4 protein-coding genes are annotated in these 18038 nt (G+C 61.8%); all 4 read right to left on the reverse strand.

Annotated elements, in window-relative coordinates; all coding sequences use genetic code 11:
* Positions 1-20: 20 nt before the first annotated feature.
* Positions 21-7304, reverse strand: a complete 7284-nt coding sequence (locus ACP7E4_RS02120) for an amino acid adenylation domain-containing protein (protein ID WP_426111207.1) — start codon at positions 7302-7304, stop codon at positions 21-23.
* On the reverse strand, positions 7304-15094 hold the full coding sequence (locus ACP7E4_RS02125; protein ID WP_426111209.1) for an amino acid adenylation domain-containing protein: 7791 nt from the start codon (positions 15092-15094) through the stop codon (positions 7304-7306). Before ACP7E4_RS02125 ends, ACP7E4_RS02120 begins: the two co-directional genes overlap by 1 nt.
* Positions 15095-15304: 210 nt before the next feature.
* Entirely contained in the window at positions 15305-16954 is a 1650-nt protein-coding gene (locus ACP7E4_RS02130) for a cyclic peptide export ABC transporter (protein WP_426111214.1), read from the reverse strand.
* Between the two features lie 190 nt (positions 16955-17144).
* Positions 17145-18023, reverse strand: coding sequence for a formylglycine-generating enzyme family protein (locus ACP7E4_RS02135; RefSeq protein WP_426111216.1), 879 nt, complete (start codon positions 18021-18023; stop codon positions 17145-17147).
* Between the last annotated feature and the right edge of the window lie 15 nt (positions 18024-18038).

The following is an 18038-nucleotide window of genomic DNA, read 5'->3' on the forward strand; positions in this document are numbered from 1 at the left end:
TGCGTGTTCCTTTTTTAAGTCTATTGGGTTACCGGTTCCGCAGCGGACAGTGCATGCAGCAGGCCATTGAGCAGCGTTGGGTGATTGAGCAACTGGTAATGTCCGGCCAGAATGCGAATGTTCGCCACCGCGCCGCTGACACGTGGATGCTCGGCATCGCTGGCGCTGGCCGCCCACCAGCAATGGGCGCTGCTCGCGGTGCGGGGCAGGGCGTCGATCTGGCGTGACAGCACCTTGAGTTTCATGGCGACGCAAAAGGTGTGCGCCAGTTCGTCGCTGCCAATGCTGGCGTAGGCCGAAGTCGCCGACATACCGGACTGGATGCTGCCGATCAGGCCTTGCAGCGCATCGACGTTGCGATTCGCGCCGAGGTCGAACGCGGGCAGTTGTTCTGCCGACACGCCGAGGATCACCGCGAGGAAACTGCGCAAGTCGGCGTTCCAGTCATCTTCGACTGCGTTTTGCCCGGCGTTGGGCATGAAGCTGTCCACCAGACCGAGAAACTCGACGCGCTGGCCCTGGCTTTCCAGTTCCTGGGCGACCAGCACCGCGAGGGTTGCGCCCAGCGACCAACCCAGCAAGTGATAAGGGCCGTCGGCTTGTTTCTGGCGGATGTACTGCGCGTAGTCGATGGCCATGGCCGCCAGGGATTCATCTTCCCAGTCGCGCTGCAAGAGCATGCGGCATTGCAGGCCGTAGACGCTGCGCTTGCCGTCCAGCCGCCGGGCCAATGGTTCGTAATCGAATACCGTGCCAAAGCCCGCGTGCAGGCAAAACAGAGCAGGCGCGTTGCTGGTGCGGCTATTGAGCAGCAACAAAGGGTCGAGGTTTTGCCCGGCGTCCGGGGTGTCATTCGGATCAAAGCCGGACAGCTCGGCGATGGTCGGTTTGCTGATCATGTCGCGCAGTTTCAGCTGCACCGGCAAGCCGCTGGCGCGCACCTTGGATAGCACTTTGAGGATGCGCAGGGAATCACCGCCCAGCTCGAAGAAGTTATCGGTGACGCCAATCTGATCGACCTCCAGCACTTCTCGCCAGATCGCGGCCAGTCCGCGCTCGACGTCATTGCGCGGAGCGATGAACTCGCGGCCCTTGAATTGCGGGTCCGGCAAGGCTTTGCGATCCAGCTTGCCGTTGGCATTGAGGGGGAATTCGCTGAGCGTGAGGATCTGCGCGGGCACCATGTAATCCGGCAAGTCAGTTTGCAGCGCGCTGCGCAGACGCTGGCCGAGGTCGTTTTCGGCGACAGCCACCACGTAGCCAATCAGCTGTTTACCCGCTGTGCTTTCCCGCGCCACCACCACGGCATCCTGCACACCCGGCATGGCGCGCAAGCGGGCTTCGATCTCGCCGAGTTCGATGCGGAAACCGCGAATCTTCACCTGATTGTCCAGCCGCCCGAGGTAATCGATCACCCCGTCGGCACGCTGGCGAACCCGGTCGCCGGTGCGGTACAAGCGTCCGCCATCGCTGGCGAACGGATCGGCGACGAAGCGTTCGGCGGTCAGTCCCGGACGACGGTGATAACCCCGCGCCACGCCCTGGCCGCCGATATACAACTCACCGGCTACGCCGATAGGTAACGGATTCAGGGCTTCGTCGAGCACATACAAACTGCGCTCGCCGACCCGCGTGCCAATAGGCGCATACACCGCGCCGCAGGTGGCCTGCACGTCGACCTTCCACAACAGCGGCGTGACCACCGTTTCCGTTGGCCCGTAGCCATTGGTGAGGAACTGCGGCTTGAGGGCGCGCTTGACCCGTTCGAAGTTGGCGTCGGCCACGGCATCGCCGCCGAAGCAATAGATGCGCACTGGCGGTGGTGCCTGTTCCTGGGTTTCGGCGTATTCGGCCAGTTGCTGCAAATAAGCGGGCGGGAAGCAGGCGATGCTGATTTGGTGCGTGTGCAGCGCTTGCCAGGTTTCTTCCGGGGTCCACAGGCGATTGTCGCGCACCACCAATTCGCCGCCGCTGAGCAAGGTCGACAACCAGCGTTCCTGGGCGCCATCGAAGGCGAACGACATGAACAGCAATTCCCGGGTCTGCCGGTCCATGTCATAGCGTTCGGCAATCGCCTTGCAATGCATGCGAATCTGCCCATGACTGACCGCCACGCCTTTGGGCTGGCCGGTCGATCCGGAGGTATAGATCAGGTAGGCGAGGTTGGACTCGCACACGAGGCTTATCGGGCAGGTTTGCGGCAACGAATCCAGCTCAAGGGCGTCCAGCGCGATCAGCCCCGGCGCGATCCCGGCAAAGCGATCCCGCAAACTGCTGTGGGTGAGCAACAGGTGCATCGCTGAATCGCCGACAATCCACTGGATGCGCTCTTGCGGATAATCGATGTCCAGCGGCACATACGCGGCGCCGGTTTTCATCACCGCGTAGAACGCGACGATCACGTCCACCGAGCGTTCCAGAGCGACGCCGACGAAGGTTTCCGGGCCTACGCCTTGGGCGAGCAAGTGGTGGGCCAGACGGTTGGCGCGACCTTCCAGTTCGGCGTAAGTCAGTTGACGTTCGGCACAGGTCACGGCAATTGCATCCGGACGCTGCGCTGCGTGTCCGGCGATCAGCTCAGCCAACAGCGGCGCGCTTGTCAGCGGCTCGGCCATCAGGTTATTACCGCGCAGTTGCCGACGCTCGCTGGCGTCAAGCATGTCCAGACTGCCGAGGGTGGCGTGGGGATTATTCAGCAAGGCCAGCAGCAATGTCTCGTAGCTGCGGCGGATTTGCTCGCTGGCCGCAGCGCTGAAACGGTTGCGCAGGTACATGAACTCGATGGTCAGCGTGTCCTTGAGCATCACCGCCAGATCCATGGCGAAATCGGTGACGCCTCGGGCGCTGACCTCGCCGAAGTGCAGGTCATGTTGAGTCGCTTGATCCAGGCGTTCGTCCAGCGGATGGTTTTCGAAGACGATGATGCTGTCGAATAGCGCCTGGCCACTGTTGCCGGACCAGCGCTGAATATCGGCCAGGGAGGCGTGCTCGTGGTCGCGAATCCCCAGGTTGCAGGTTTGCAGTTGCGCGAGCCACTCGGCCACGGTCTGGCGCGGGTCGGGGGTCTGGATGATCGGCAGGGTATTGATGAACAGGCCGAGCATTTCATCGGCATTGGCCAGGCTGGCGGGACGTCCGGCCACCGTGGCGCCGAAGCACACCGTGGCTTGCCCGGTATAGCGCTGCAACAGCAGCAGCCACGTAGCCTGAATCAAGGTGTTGGGCGTGATGCGCAGGCGCTGGGCCTGTTCACGCAACTGGCCGGTTTGGGTCTTGTCCCACTTCAGGTACAGCGCTTCATGGCCTTCGAGACCGGCGCCTGGCGCAGGCGCAATGCTGCCGGCCAGCAGGGTCGGCCCGCTGAGGTCTTGCAGTTGGGCTTTCCAGAAGTGCTCAAGTGTTGGCTGCGATTGGGCCTTGAGCCAGGCGATGTAATCCCGATAGCGCCCGTGTTTCGGCGCGAGTGGCTGTCCGCTGTAATGCTCCAGCACTTCACCGAGCAGGCGTGAGCTGCTCCAGCCGTCCATCAAAATGTGGTGGCTGGTCCAGATCAGGTAATGGGTCTGCGCATTGAGCTGCACCAGCGTCAGACGCATCAAGGGCGCGGCGAGCAGATCGAAATCCTGGGCGGCATCCAGATCAACTTGCTGTTGCAACTGCTGCGGCTGTACTGCGCGGTCTTGCCAGTCCAGCTGTTGCACGGCAATGCTGGCGTGTTTGTAAACCAGTTGCAGGGGTTCGGCCAGAGAGCTGGCGGACCAGAAACCACTGCGCAAGATCTCGTGGCGTTCGATGACCGCATTCCACGCGGCAATGAAGCGCGACACATCAAGGCCTTGCACCGACACTGCCATCTGGTTCAGATACAGCGCCGCATCGTTGGCTTCCAGGGTGTAGAACAGCATGCCCTGCTGCATTGGCGACAGCGGATAGATGTCCTCCAGTTGCGCCAGCGGCACCGGCAGCGAAGCCAGTTGCGCGGCATCAAGGCCCGCGAGGGCAAAGGCGCTAGCGTCGGTCTGGTCGGTTGTCTGCTGATCGTCAACACGCGCCACGCTGGCCAGATGCTCAACGGTCTGGTGCTGGAACAGGTCCTTGGGCGTGAAGTGAATGCCGTTCTGCCGGGCGCGACTGACCAGCTGAATCGAAATGATCGAATCGCCGCCCAGATCGAAAAAGTTGTCGCTGATGCCCACTTGATCCAGCTTGAGCACGTCCTGCCAGATCGCGGCAATGCGTTTTTGCATATCGGTTTGCGGCGCGACATAGAGCTGTTGCATCTGGCTGACATCGGCGGCGGGCAGGGCCTTGCGGTCGAGCTTGCCATTGGGCGTCAGCGGCAGTTGTTCGAGGAACACCAGCTGCGCCGGGATCATGTAGTCCGGCAAATCCTTGCGCAGGGCGGTACGGATGCGTTCGCGCAGCGCGGTTTGTTCGGCGCTGTCGCTGACCGTTTGCGCCAGCACCACATACGCCACCAGCTGTTCACCGGCCGCTGCCGGTTGGGCAACTACAGCGGCACTGCGCACCAGCGGCTGGGCTTGCAGACGGGTTTCGATTTCCCCCAGTTCGATACGGAAGCCGCGAATCTTCACCTGATGATCAAGGCGGCCGAGGTATTCGATGATGCCGTCGGCGCGATAGCGACACAGGTCGCCAGTGCGATACAGCTGCGCACCGGGCGCGCCGAACGGGTCCGGAACGAAGCGTTCGGCGGTCAGTTCGGGTCGCTGGAAATAACCCCGGGCCAAGCCGTTGCCGCCAATCAGCAGTTCTCCGGCGACGCCAATCGGTGCCGGTTGCAGGTCGGCGTCGAGGATGTACAGCGTGGTGTTGTCGATGGGGCGGCCGAGCCAGGGTTTGCTGTGGTTGCGGTCCAGTCGATGGATCGCCGACCAGATGGTGGTTTCGGTGGGGCCATACAGATTCCACAGCTGGTCACTGACGTCCAGCATGCGTGCCGCCAGTTCATCGCTCAGGGCTTCGCCGCCGCACAGCAGTTTGCAGCCTTGCAGGGCTGCGCGCTGGGGATGATCGAGGAGCATGCGCCAGGTCGAAGGCGTCGCTTGCAGGACGCTGACGCCCTGACGCCGGACGATGTCCAGCAGCGCCTGCGGATCGAGATTGACGTCGTTGCCGGCCAGGATCACTCGCGCGCCAACGCTCAGCGGCACGTAGAGTTCCAGGCCGAAAATATCGAAGCAGAACGTGGTCAACGACAACAGCCGGTCATCGGCAGCGATGCCCGGCGCGGCGGCCATGCTTGAGGTGAAGTTGCGCAGCGCGCCGTGGGAGACCATCACGCCTTTGGGTTTGCCGGTGGAGCCGGAGGTGTAGATGGTGTACGCCAGATTTTCCGGAGTGGTCGCAACGTCGGGATTGTTTTCGGAAAAGGCGCCAAGGCTGCTGGCCGGATTATCCAGTACCAACGTTTTCAGGCCTTCGGTAGTTGGCAATTGCGCTTGCACGTGGGCTTGGGTCAACAGCAGTTGTATGCCGCTGTCTGCGATCATGTAGGCCAGGCGTTCTTGAGGATACGTCGGGTCCAGCGGCAGGTAGGCGCCGCCCGCCTTGAGGATTGCCAGCAAGCCGACGACCATTGCCACGCTGCGTTCAACGGCAATGCCCACCAGCACTTCCGGGCCGACGCCTTGCTGGATCAAACAATGGGCCAGCTGGTTGGCGCGACGGTTGAGTTGTGCGTAAGTCAGGTGTTGCCCGGCGACGATCAACGCGACAGCCCAGGGATCGTTTTGCACCCGGTCTTCAAACAGGCGCATCACATTGTGGGTGGGTGGATTCTGGCTGACCGGCGCGTTCCAGCCAGCGACGATCAAGGCGCGTTCGGCGTCATCCAGCAACGGCAAACCGGCGACGAGTTGTTGCGGGTCGCTGACGATGCTGCGCAACAAGGCCTGCCAATGCCGGGCCAGACGCTCGATGGTCGCGGCGTCGAACAGGTCGGTGGCGTAGGTCAGCGATGCGCTGAAGCTGTCTTCAGTGAGCGAGGTGTTCAAGGTCAGGTCGAACTGCGCGGTGGGGTTGTCCCAGCCCAGGTTATCGATGGTCAAACCGGCCACCTGGCTGTGGGCCGCCGTGGCGTCCGCGCCCTGATGGTTAAACATTACCTGGAATAGCGGGCTGTGGCTGAGGCTGCGTTCCGGATGCAGCGCGCCGACCAGTTGTTCAAACGGCAATTCCTGATGGGCCTGGGCATCCAACGCGGTTTGCCGGACTTGTTGCAGCAATTGGCTGAAGCGCGTGTGTTCGCTGAACTCGGCCTTGAGCACCTGAGTGTTGACGAAAAAGCCGATCAGTCGCTCGGTTTCCATCCGGTTGCGGTTGGCCACCGGCACACCGACGCGGATGTCGTTTTGGCGGCTGTAGCGATGCAACAAGGTCTGGAACGACGCCAGCAGCAGCATGAACAACGTGACGTTGTGCTGGTGCGCCAGTTGCTTGAGGGCCGGCCCGAGTTGCGCGTCCAGCACCACGTCCAGCTGCGCACCCCGGTAACTTTGCTCGGCGGGACGCGGGCGGTCGGCGGGCAGCTCCAGCACCGGTTGTTCGCCGCCCAATTGGCGGGTCCAGTAATCCAGCTGGCGCTCGCGTTCGCCGGCTTCCATCCAGTGCCGCTGCCAGATGGCGTAGTCGGCGTATTGAATCGCCAGTTCCGGCAGCGCGGGTTCGGTACCGCCGCTGAACGCGGCATAGCATTCGATCAACTCGGCAACCATCACCTGCATGGACGCGCCATCGGAAACGATGTGGTGCTGAGCCATGACCAGCACGTGTTCATGCTCGCTCAGGCGCAGCAGTTCAGCGCGCAGCAACGGGCCATTTTCCAGATCGAACAGTTGCGCAGTGGTTTCGGCAATGAAGGCTTTTACTTCAGATGGCTCACCGGTTTCGGCGTCGCGCATTCCCAGCCTGACGACCTGTGCATCGGCAACGACTTGCACGGCGCGTTCATCGATCAATTGGAAAGTGGTGCGCAAGCTTTGGTGGCGGGCGATCAGCGCATTGAAGCTGCGCTCCAGCGCCGCGACATCCAGTTCGCCGAGCAAATGCAGGGCCATGGGGATGTGATACGCCGCGCTGTGTGGGTCCAGTTGCCAGAGAAACCATTGGCGTTCCTGGGCGAAGGACAACGGCAGCTGCGCGAAACTCGACTGCACTTCGGGGATCGGCAGGTTGGCCGGGGACACGCCTTCTTCAAGCATTTTCTGCAAATAGACGGTGCGTTTTTCCAGCGGCAAGGTGATAAAGCGCCGGGCAATTCTCGAAGCGGTCGTGCGGTCCATCAAACTTCCTCCATGTCGTCGAGCAGCGCTTCGAGCCTGCTCAATTTCGATGTGTTCACGGCATCGCCGTCCTGCTCCAGGGCGCTGGCAAAAGCGCCCAATGTCGGAGCCTGGAACAAATGCTGTGGGGTCAACTGCAAGCCGAGCTCCAGTTGCAGGCGCGACACTACTTTGATGACCAGCAGCGAATGCCCGCCCAACTCGAAGAAGTTGTCGGTCAGGCCAACGCGCTCCAGCTTGAGCACGTCCTGCCAGATCCCGGCGATTTGCTGCTCCAGCTGGCTTTGCGGGGCGACGTACTCGCCTTGGGATTGGCTGGCGTCCGGCTCTGGTAGGGCCTTGCGGTCAAGTTTGCCGTTGGTGGTCAGCGGCAGACTGGCGACAAACAGCAAGTGCGTCGGGATCATGTAGTCCGGCAGTTGCTCTTTGAGCGCGGCCTTGAGCGCTTCGCGACTGACGATGGTTTCGTCGGCCACCACATAAGCCAGCAGTTGCTGACCGTCGCTGCTGTCACGGGCCAGAACAACGGCTTGTTCAACCTGGGGCTGCGCCAGCAGTTGCGCTTCGATCTCCCCCAGCTCGATACGGAAACCGCGAATCTTCACCTGATGATCACTGCGCCCCAGATAGTCGATGCTGCCATCGGTGCGGTAACGGGCCAGATCGCCAGTGCGATACAAACGGCTGCCATCGTCGGCAAAAAGGTTGGGAACGAAGCGTGTTGCGCTCAGATCCTGCCGATTCAGGTACCCCCGCGCCAGGCCTGCGCCGCCGATATACAGCTCGCCAATGCAGCCTTTGGGCACCGGATTCAGAGCGTGGTCCAGCAAGTACCAGGAAAGGTCGGCGAGCGGTGCGCCGATTGGGCTGGCAGTATCGTTGACGAAATCATCCCGAGTGATCGCCCGGTAGGTGACGTGGACCGTGGTTTCGGTGATGCCATACATGTTGATCAACTGCGGCGAGCGATCGCCGAACTGCTCGAACCACGGCCGCAGACTCGGTACGTCCAGGGCTTCGCCACCGAACACCACATAGCGCAGCGCCAGACTTTGCTGTGCCGCGCAGGCCACCGCCATCAAGGGTTTGAAGGCTGACGGCGTCTGGTTCAGCACCGTGACGCCTTGTTCGATGAGCAGCTCATGGAAGGCTTGCGGGCTGCGGCTGACGGCGTGCGGCACGATCACCAGTTTGCCGCCGTAGAGCAGTGCGCCAAAGATTTCCCAGACCGAAAAGTCGAACGCACAGGAGTGAAACAGCGTCCACACGTCCTGCTTGCTGAAGCTGAAATGCTGCTCGCCAGCCTTGAACAAACGCAGGGCGTTGGCGTGGGTCAGCAGCGCGCCTTTGGGCTGGCCAGTCGAGCCGGAGGTGTAGATCACGTAGGCGAGATTCGCCGGATCGATGCGGATGACCGGGTTGGCGTCGCTGTAACCGGATGCGCCGTCGTCCAGCAACAGCAGCTGAATATTCGTCTCAATCGGCAATGTATTGAGCAGCGAACCCTGGGTCAGCAGCACGCCAATGCCGCTGTCCTGAATCATGTAGCGCAAGCGATCTTCGGGATAGGCCGGGTCCAGCGGCACATAAGCGCCACCGGCTTTGAGAATCGCCAGCAGGCCGATGATCATCTGCAGACTGCGTTCAACCGCCAGGCCGACGCGCACTTCCGGGCCGACTCCGCGTTCAATCAGCTGGTGCGCAAACCGGTTGGCGCGCTGGTTGAGCTGCGCGTAAGTCAACTGCTGGCCGTCGCAGGTCACGGCGATGGCATTGGGCGAGCGTGTGGCCTGAGCTTCGATCAGTTGGTGAAGACACTGCTTGACGGGGAACTCGCTGCGGTCTGGATTCCATTGCTGAAGGGCGGATGCGCTGTCGCTAAGTGTCAATTCGCCCACCGGGCGCTCGGCGTTTTCCAGTAGCGTGTTGAGCAGTTCCAGGGTCTGCCGCGCAATGGCGGCGATGATCTGCGGGCTGAACTGCTGACGCGAATAGTTGAAGCGCAGCGCCAGGCTTTCGGCGGCATTGATGATCAGCGTCAGCGGGTAGTTGGTCTGCTCGTGGCTGCTGATATTGGCGAAGCGCAGACCTTGCGGCGCGCCTTGTTCCAGCGCCTGGGAAATCGGGTAGTTTTCGAACACCAGCAACGTATCGAACAAGGCTTCGCCCGCATGCCCGGCCCAGCGTTGCACGTCAGAAAGCGCGCTGTGTTCGTGTTCGCGCAGATTCAGGTTCTGCGCTTGCAGCACTTGCAGCCACTGGCTGACGATCAGTTCCGGGCGCAGCTTGCTCACGACCGGCAAGGTGTTGATGAACAACCCGATCTGCTGCTCAATCCCGCTGATCTGCGTCGGCCGACCGGCGACGGTGGCACCGAAGCACACCGCGTCCTGACCGGTGTAGCGCTGCAACAGCAGCGACCACGCGCCTTGCAGCAGCGTGTTGAAGGTGACTTTCTGCTGCCGGGCGAACTCGTTCAACGCGGCGGTTTGTTCTGGGTCCAGCGCCAGGCTGTAATCGGCGTGACCTGCGAGCGCTTCCACGGGAGGCATCAGGTTTTGCGCCAACAGCAGCGGCTCGTCCAGTGCCGTGAATTGCTCGCGCCAGAACGTCTCGCTGGCAGCGTGATCCTGCTGTTGCAGCCAGTCGATGTAATCCCGATAGCGACCTTGGTGCGCCGCGAGCGGCCGCCCGCTGTAGCGTTGCAACACTTCGCCCAGCAACTGCGAGGTGCTCCAGCCGTCCAACAAAATGTGGTGGTGGGTGAGGATCAAGTGATGGCTGTTGTCAGTGGTTTGCGCGGCGATCAGGTTCAGCAACGGCGCCTGGCTGAGGTCGAAACCCTGCTGCAATTGTTGTTGCGCCAGCTCATTCAGCGCCTGTGGCTGATTGGCGGAGGTGCGCAGATCCAGCACGCTGAACGGCATGCTCATGTGCTTATGCACCACTTGCAGCGGTTGCTCCAGCTCACCACTCCAGAGGAACGAGGTGCGCAGGATGTCGTGCTGGTCGATGACCGCTTGCCAGGCCTGATCGAATAATTCCGGGTCCAGACCGCTGACGTCCAGACGCATCTGATTCAGGTAATTGCCCGCCGCTTGCTCGTGCAGGGTATGGAACAGCATGCCTTGCTGCATCGGCGCGAGCGGGTAGATGTCCTGGATGTCGGCGGCAGCAATCGGCAAATCGTCCAGCTGTTGCTGACTGATCTGCGCCAGCGGGAAGTCCGAAGGCGTGATGCCGCTGTGTCGCGTGCAGTGCTCGATCAGCTCCGCCAACTCTGAAGCGTACTCATCGGCCAGACGCTGGATCAGCGCTTCATCGAACATCTCGCGGCTGAAGGTCCAGCCCATGCTCAGCTCGCCGGCATAGACCCGGCCGTTGAGGGTCAGCCAATTGCCCAGCGGCGCATCCGGGCTTTGCTCGGCGCCAGCGTTTTCGTCGCAAGGGCTGAACAGGCTGTCGGCGGCGCTATCGAAACTGCCGTCGAACTGGCCCAGATAGTTGAAGGTAATGCGCGGCGTTGGCCATTGGCTGAGCTGAACGCGGGTCGCCTCGTCGCCCAGATAACGCAGCAGGCCAAAACCGATGCCTTTGTCGGGGACGGCGCGCAGTTGTTCTTTGACGGTCTTGATCGAGTCCTCGAAGGTCGCCGCCGCCGAGAGCTTCAGCGGGTACAGACTGGTGAACCAACCCACGCTGCGGCTCAAGTCGATCTCGTCGAACAGCGCTTCGCGGCCGTGACCTTCCAGCTGAATGACGCTGCTGTCGCGCCCGGTCCAGCGGCTGAGCACGCGGCTCAGCGCGGTCAGCAGCAGGTCGTTGACCTGAGTGCGATACGCCGCTGGCGCCTGCTGCAACAATTGGCGGGTGAGGGGTTGATCCAGCCGGGTTTGCACGGTAACGGCCAGTGCATTATCCAGACGGGCAGCGGGGCGGGCGCCGGGCAATGGGTCAGACGCGCCCGCCAGTTGTTGCTGCCAGAACGGCAGTTGTTGTTGCAGCGCTGCGCTTTCTGTTGCGTAGGCTTGCAGGCGTTCGCCCCAGGCGCGAAACGCGCTGGTTCGGGCAGGCAAAGCAATCGACTGGCCGGACTGCAACTGGCGATAACTGCTCTGCAAATCCTCGAACAAGACCCGCCAGGAAACGCCGTCCACCACCAGGTGATGGATCGCCAGCAGCAAGCGCTGGCTGCCGTCGTCGAGGCTGACCAGCACCGCGCGCAGTAGTGGGCCGTCTTGCAGATTCAGGCTGCGTTGCGCGTCGTTGCCCAGCTGCGCAAGGTCAGCAATGCCACTTATGTGCGCCTGCCATAGCTCAAAGCGGCTGGCTTGCATGGCTTGATAAGCGGATGTCCAGCCGTGGGGCGTCTCGCTGAAAGTCAGGCGCAGCGCATCGTGATGGGCGAGCAGCGCGCGCACGGCCTGCTCAAGCAGGTCGGCGTCCAGGGTGACGTTCGGCTTGAGCACCACCGACTGATTCCAATGCTGCGGCTCGGTCAGATTTTTCTCAAAGAACGCCTGCTGAATCGGCAGCAGCACTGCCGCGCCGGTTGCCGGACCTTGCTCGATGAGTTGGCCGACGTCGTCGATGCGCGCGATGTTGGCCAGATGGACGATGGTCTGATGCTCAAACAGCTCTTTGGGGCTGAACTGGATACCGGCCTGACGCGCGCGGCTGACCAGTTGAATGGAGATGATCGAGTCGCCGCCCAGGTCGAAAAAGTTGTCGGTGATGCCGATAGTTTCGCGCTTGAGCACGTCCTGCCAAAGCTCGGTCAGGCGCTGTTGCAGCTCGGTGCGCGGCGCAACATAAGCGTTTTGCCGCTGAGCGGCGTCGGGCGCGGGCAGGGCCTTGCGGTCCAGTTTTCCGTTGGCGCTCAGCGGCATCTGCGCGAGAAATACCCACTGGCCGGGCACCATGTAATCCGGCAGATGCTCGGCGAGGCGGGCCTTGATTGCCTCCTGCAAACGGCTGTGACGGCCGGCTTCGGCGGGCTGCACCGGCACCACATAACCCACCAGTTGCTGGTCGACGGCGAGGACCACCGCTTCACGAATGTCCGGCAGTTGCAGCAGGCGGGTTTCGATTTCCCCCAGCTCGATGCGCAGGCCGCGAATCTTCACTTGATGGTCGATGCGACCACGGTATTCGATCACGCCGTCAGCGCAATAACAGGCCAGGTCGCCGGTGCGATACAGACGCTCGCCATCGCCGAACGGGCTGGTGACGAAACGTTCGGCAGTCAGCGCCGGACGCTGATGATAACCACGGGCCAGGCCTGCACCTCCCAGGTACAACTCGCCGATCACGCCGATGGGTACTGGCTGCAATTGCCCATCGAGAATGTGCGTGGTCAGGTTGGCGATGGGCTGGCCGATGGGCACGCTGTCGCGCTGTTCCTCGCGGCAGGTCCAATGGGTCACGTCGATGGCCGCTTCGGTCGGGCCATAGAGATTGAACAGGCGGGCGTTGGGCAGTTTGGCGAACACCTGTAGTTGAGTGTCCACTGGCAGCGCTTCGCCGCTGCACACAATGCGTTGCAAACCGGTGCAGCGCTGCGCGGTTTCATCCAGCAGGAAGGCTTGCAACATCGACGGGACGAAATGCAGGGTGGTGACCTGATGGCGTTCGATCAGTGCCACCAGTTTCGCCGGATCGCGATGATCCCCTGGCGCGGCCATGGCCAGGCGCGCACCGGTCATCAACGGCCAGAAAAACTCCCAGACCGAAACGTCGAAACTGAACGGAGTTTTTTGCAGCACGGTGTCGCTGCTGTCCAGCTGGTAAGCCTGCTGCATCCAGCACAGCCGGTTGGTCAACGCCGAATGCCGGTTGCCCGCGCCTTTGGGTTGGCCGGTGGAGCCTGAGGTGTAGATCACATACGCCAGGTTTTCCGGGGCAACCCTGATCTCGGGATTGCTCGCCGGGAAGTCGGAAAGATCCAGTTCGTCGAGGCTGAGGACGTTCAGCCCGCGCTCGGTGGGCAGCTGATTGAGCAGCTCTTTTTGCGTCAGCAGCAGCTTGATGCCGCTGTCTTCGATCATGTAGGCCAGCCGCTCGCGGGGGTATTCCGGGTCGAGCGGCACGTAGGCGCCGCCCGCCTTGAGAGTCGCCAGCAGGCCGACCACCATGGCCACGCTGCGCTCGACGGCGATGCCCACCAACACTTCAGGGCCGACGCCCAGCGCCATGAGTTGGTGTGCCAGTTGGTTGGCTTGCTGGTTGAGCTGAAAATAGCTCAGGGCTTGATCGGCAAAGACCAGCGCCGTGGCGTCCGGAGTTTGCTGCGCCTGTTGTTCGATCAGGCGCTGCACCGGTTGATCAAGCGGATAAGCGGTTTGCGTGGCGTTCCAGTCTCGCAGCGTTTTGAATTCCGGCGCGCCGAGCATCGGCAGTTCGCCGATACGCTGCTCGGGATTATCGAGCACCGCCTGCAACAGGTTCTGCCAATGCTGGCCCAGGCGCTCGATGGTTTCGGGCAGGAACAACTCGGAGCGGTATTCCAGGTCGGCGCGGATGCTGTGTCGCGAATATTCGATATCGATGCTCAGGTCGAACTTCGCCTGAGGCAGAGTCACTGGCAACGAAGTGAGTTGCAAGTCGCCCAGTTGCAGGGTGGTTTCGACCGGCTCGGCGATACGCCAGTTGAGCAGGGTCTGGAACAGCGGATTGGCTTGAGTGCTGCGTTGCAGATTCAGTTGGTTGAGCAGCAATTCAATCGGGTAATCGGCATGTTCCAGCGCCGCCCGTGAAGCGTGACGCAGGTCATGCAGGAAGTCGCTGACGGATTGCTCCGGATCGAGACGCGCACGGTAGATCTGGCTGCTGACAAAAAAGCCCACCAGTTCCTGGGTTGCACTTTGATTACGCGTGGCGTTGGGCACGCCGACGGTGAAGTCCCGCTGGCCGCTGTAGCGGCTCAGCAGCAATTGCCACGCGCCCAACAGCACGACGAATGGCGACAAGTTGTGCTGCTGACAGAACCCGTGCAGTTGTCGGGAAAATGCTTCGGGCAGCGTCAGTGCAACGCTGCCTTGGCTGTTGTTCCGTACCGCACTGGCCGGAAAATCGGTCGGCAGTGCAAGCGTTGGTAACTCGTCGCCCAGATAGTTTTGCCAGTATGCGGCGGCCTGATCGTGAGCCTCGGTAGTGACGTATTCCTCACGCTGCCAGCAGGCGTAGTCCAGGTACTGAATCGCCGGACGCTTGAGAGCTTCGGGATCGCCAAGGCTCAGGCGCTGAAAAGCCGTGACCAGATCCTGCATGAGAATCGGATTGGACCAGGCGTCGGAGACGATGTGATGCAAAGTGAGCAGCAACACGTGCTCCTGCTCGTCGAGCTTGAGCAGCGTGGCGCGGATCAGCGGTGCGTTGCCCAGATCGAACGGACGAGCAGCTTCGGCGGCAATATGGCCGGCGAGTGTGTTGTGATCAGCGAGGTTGATGCGGATCAGATTCAACTGCGCGTTGTGCTCGACAATCTGCTGTGGCGTGCCGTCGATATCCTCGAAGCGGGTGCGCAGGATGTCGTGACGATCCACCACTTTGCGCAGTGCGCTTTCCAGCAGCGCAACATCCAGCCGACCCTTGATCGACAAGGCACGCGGCAGATTGTAGGCGGCGCTGTCCGGGGCGAACTGCTGCAACAACCACAACCGCTGCTGGGCGAACGAAACCGGCATCGGGCCTTGTGTGGCCGAGGCCTTGATCCCGTGTTCGGTGCCTTGCTCATCAGCCATGAGCAGGGCCAGCAGGTCGTCGTCGGGTTGTTGATTGAATTGATTCATGATCGCTCTCGTCGCCGTCGGCAGAGGAATTGGCTTTGTCAGAAAGACGAAGGGGGGAGGGGTAGATTTAGCGGGGCTGGCAGTTGTGCTGGCTGAATATGTCCGAACTGTGGGACCGGATTTATCCGGGAAGGCGCTAATTCAGGCTATACATCTTTTGCGCCGGAAACCTTTCGCGAGCAAGCTCGCTCCCACAGGTTTAATTTCGTTTCACGCCATCGCCCGCTCGCTCACCACCTGCCCGGCGCTCATGCGCACCAGTTGGTCCGCCACATCGAAATACCGATCGTCGTGGGAGATGACGATGATGGTCTTGCCCAGGCGCTTGAGATCCGGCAGCAGTTCGGTGTAGAAAATCCGCCGGAAGGTCGGGTCCTGGTCGGCCGCCCATTCGTCGAACACCAGCACCGGCCGTTCATCCAGCCAGGCATTGATCAGTGCCAGTCGCTTGCGCTGGCCGGTGGACAGGTCGGTGGTGGTAAAGGCGCCGTCGCGGACGCTGACTTTGTGGGCGATTTCCAGACGTTCCAGATAACGCGTGGCGTCGCTGGGCAGGGTCTTGTCGTTCTGCACCAGATCGTCGAACAGGTAGTAATCGGCAAATACCGTGGTGAACATCTGCCGATAGTCGTCCAGCCCTTGCGCGTCGACCTTGTTGCCGTTGAGGCGTACTTCGCCCTGTTGCGGCGTGTACAGGCCCAGCAGCAGCTTGATCAGAGTGGTCTTGCCGCAGCCGTTTTCGCCGACGATAAACAGGATTTCCCCCGGTTCGATACTCAGGTTCACCGGGCCAAGCTTGAACGGCGCGCTGCCTTCCACGGGCGGGAACGCGTACTGCACATCGCGCAATTCCAGATGCTCCATGCTCGGCGCAGGCTTGTCGGCCGCTTGCAGCAGCAAGTGCGGTTCCGGCGAGGAGAAGCGCTCGGACAGGTCCGCGATGCGCCGGAAGGCAATTTGTGCGCGGCTGACAATGGGCAGATTGCCGATCAGGGTTTCCAGCGGGCCTTTCATGTACAGCAACACCAGCACGAAACCGCTCATCACCGCCGGATCGGCGCTGGGCCACAGGCTTTGCAGGGTCAGGGTCAGGCCGATGACCACGAAGAACAGCATCGAGCCCAGGCTTTTGGCGATCACGAAAATGTTGATCGAGCGCACATGGGTGGCGCAGATATGGTCGGCGGTGCCCTGAATGTTTTTCGTCAGCATGGCGTGCCGACGCGGGCGATGAATGCGCAATTCCTTGGCGCCCTCGGCAATCGCCGAATAGTGCTTTTGCAGATTGTCTTCGGCTTCACGGGCGGCATAAAAACCCTTGATGCCTTTCGACTGGGCGACGAACTGCACCGCGCAGCCGATGCCGATGGCCAGCAGCGTGATCAGGAAAATCGGCCAGGACAACACCGCCAGATAACCCAGGCAACCGACGATGACCGTGATGGAAATCGCCAGCGGCGCGAAAGCGAAAGCGAAATCGCTGATGGTGTCGACGTCGCGGGTCAGCACCGGAATCAGCCGGTGCGTGCGGTAGCGCTCGATCTGTTCGATGGGCGCGGAAAGTACCTTGGCGCCCAGATCCTTGCGCAACTTGGCGATGATGTTCTGGCCGACGTAATTGGTGCCGATGTCCGCCGCAATTGTACTCAGCAGTGCCAGCAGGCATAGACAGGCGAACGCGATGACGACGCCGCGACTCATGCCGCCGTCGCTGTGCAGCCCCTGGTTGACGGTGGCCAACAGCGCCGTGACGCTCAGCCCGCCGATGATGCCCAGCAGGACAGAAGCGATGACAATGGGCCGATAGGGCTTGAGCAGGCTCAAGAGTTCACGTAGGGCGCTGCGCGGTGCTGCGGACATGGGCTACCTCGGTCGAGACAATGACGGGTTGTCAGTGCAAAGGAACGAGTGATGAGGCGAGGGATTTAGCGGGGGGCGCAAAAACCCGTTGGAGCGAGGCTTGCCCGCGAATCGTAATTTCATTCGAAATATTTATCGCCTGCGATGACCCCTTCGCGGGCAAGCCTCCAACGGAATCACTGCGGGTTATTCACAAATCCCTCACCACCCTGAACCCCAGCCAGTCGCCGCGCAGGTAGGGACGCAGGTTGTTGCGGTTGCCGGAGCGGGAGAAGATCGGCGCTTCGGTCCAGTCGTTGCCGCGGATGCCTTGCAAGGTGCAGTCGCCGGTCAGCCACGGGCTGCCGTCGGTGGGCGCGCCGTTGTAGCTGTCGTTGTAGCAGTCGGCGACCCACTCGTAGACATTGCCGTGCATGTCGTACATACCGAACGCGTTGGGCGCGAAGCTGCCGGCTGGCGCGGCAAAGCTGAAGCCGTCTTCCGGGCCGTACGTGTTGGCATGTTTGGCAATGCTGTATTCCTTGCCTTCATCCAGCGGGAACGGGAACGGCCCGGAAGTGCCCCCACGCGCCGCGTATTCGCGCACGGATTCGCTGACCATTCGGTAAGCCTTGCCGGTCTTTTTCGACAGCCAGGCGACGTACGCGGTGGCTTCCTTGTAGTCCATGCACACCGCCGGGTGCCGATTGGTCATGGTGTAGCGGGGCTTGCCGGCGATGCATTCGCGACCGGGGCGTTTGTCGCCGTCCGGCATCGTGTAGCCGGTGTCGCGCAGGTAAGCGTTCCACTCGCCGCTCAGGACCTGGAAGCGGCTGATGGCGAAGGGTTTCGTGAAGGTCACGTCATGCTGCGGTCCTTCATCGGGTTGCCGACCCATTTCATCATCGGGCGAGCCCATGCTGAAGGTGCCCGCAGGCAACACCACCAGTTCCGGGCAATCCTTGCAGTCCCTGATTACGCTGCCTGGTTTAGCCTCGGGAGTGCTTGCCTGAGCCAGGGTGGGCAAGAGCAGCGCGAGCATGGCCGCGCCCAGCAGCGTGGCGATTTTGCGTGACGCAAATATATTCATGGCATCGTCTCGTTG

Origin of the sequence: Pseudomonas sp. DSP3-2-3 (assembly GCF_049898225.1) — a bacterium.
Classification (GTDB): domain Bacteria; phylum Pseudomonadota; class Gammaproteobacteria; order Pseudomonadales; family Pseudomonadaceae; genus Aquipseudomonas.

What these genes read in the sequence shown, in the direction of transcription:
- ACP7E4_RS02120 (WP_426111207.1), bottom strand. Translation starts at nt 7,304, where the DNA reads ATGGACCGCACGACCGCTTCGAGAATTGCCCGGCGCTTTATCACCTTG.
- ACP7E4_RS02125 (WP_426111209.1), bottom strand. Translation starts at nt 15,094, where the DNA reads ATGAATCAATTCAATCAACAACCCGACGACGACCTGCTGGCCCTGCTC.
- ACP7E4_RS02130 (WP_426111214.1), bottom strand. Translation starts at nt 16,954, where the DNA reads ATGTCCGCAGCACCGCGCAGCGCCCTACGTGAACTCTTGAGCCTGCTC.
- ACP7E4_RS02135 (WP_426111216.1), bottom strand. Translation starts at nt 18,023, where the DNA reads ATGAATATATTTGCGTCACGCAAAATCGCCACGCTGCTGGGCGCGGCC.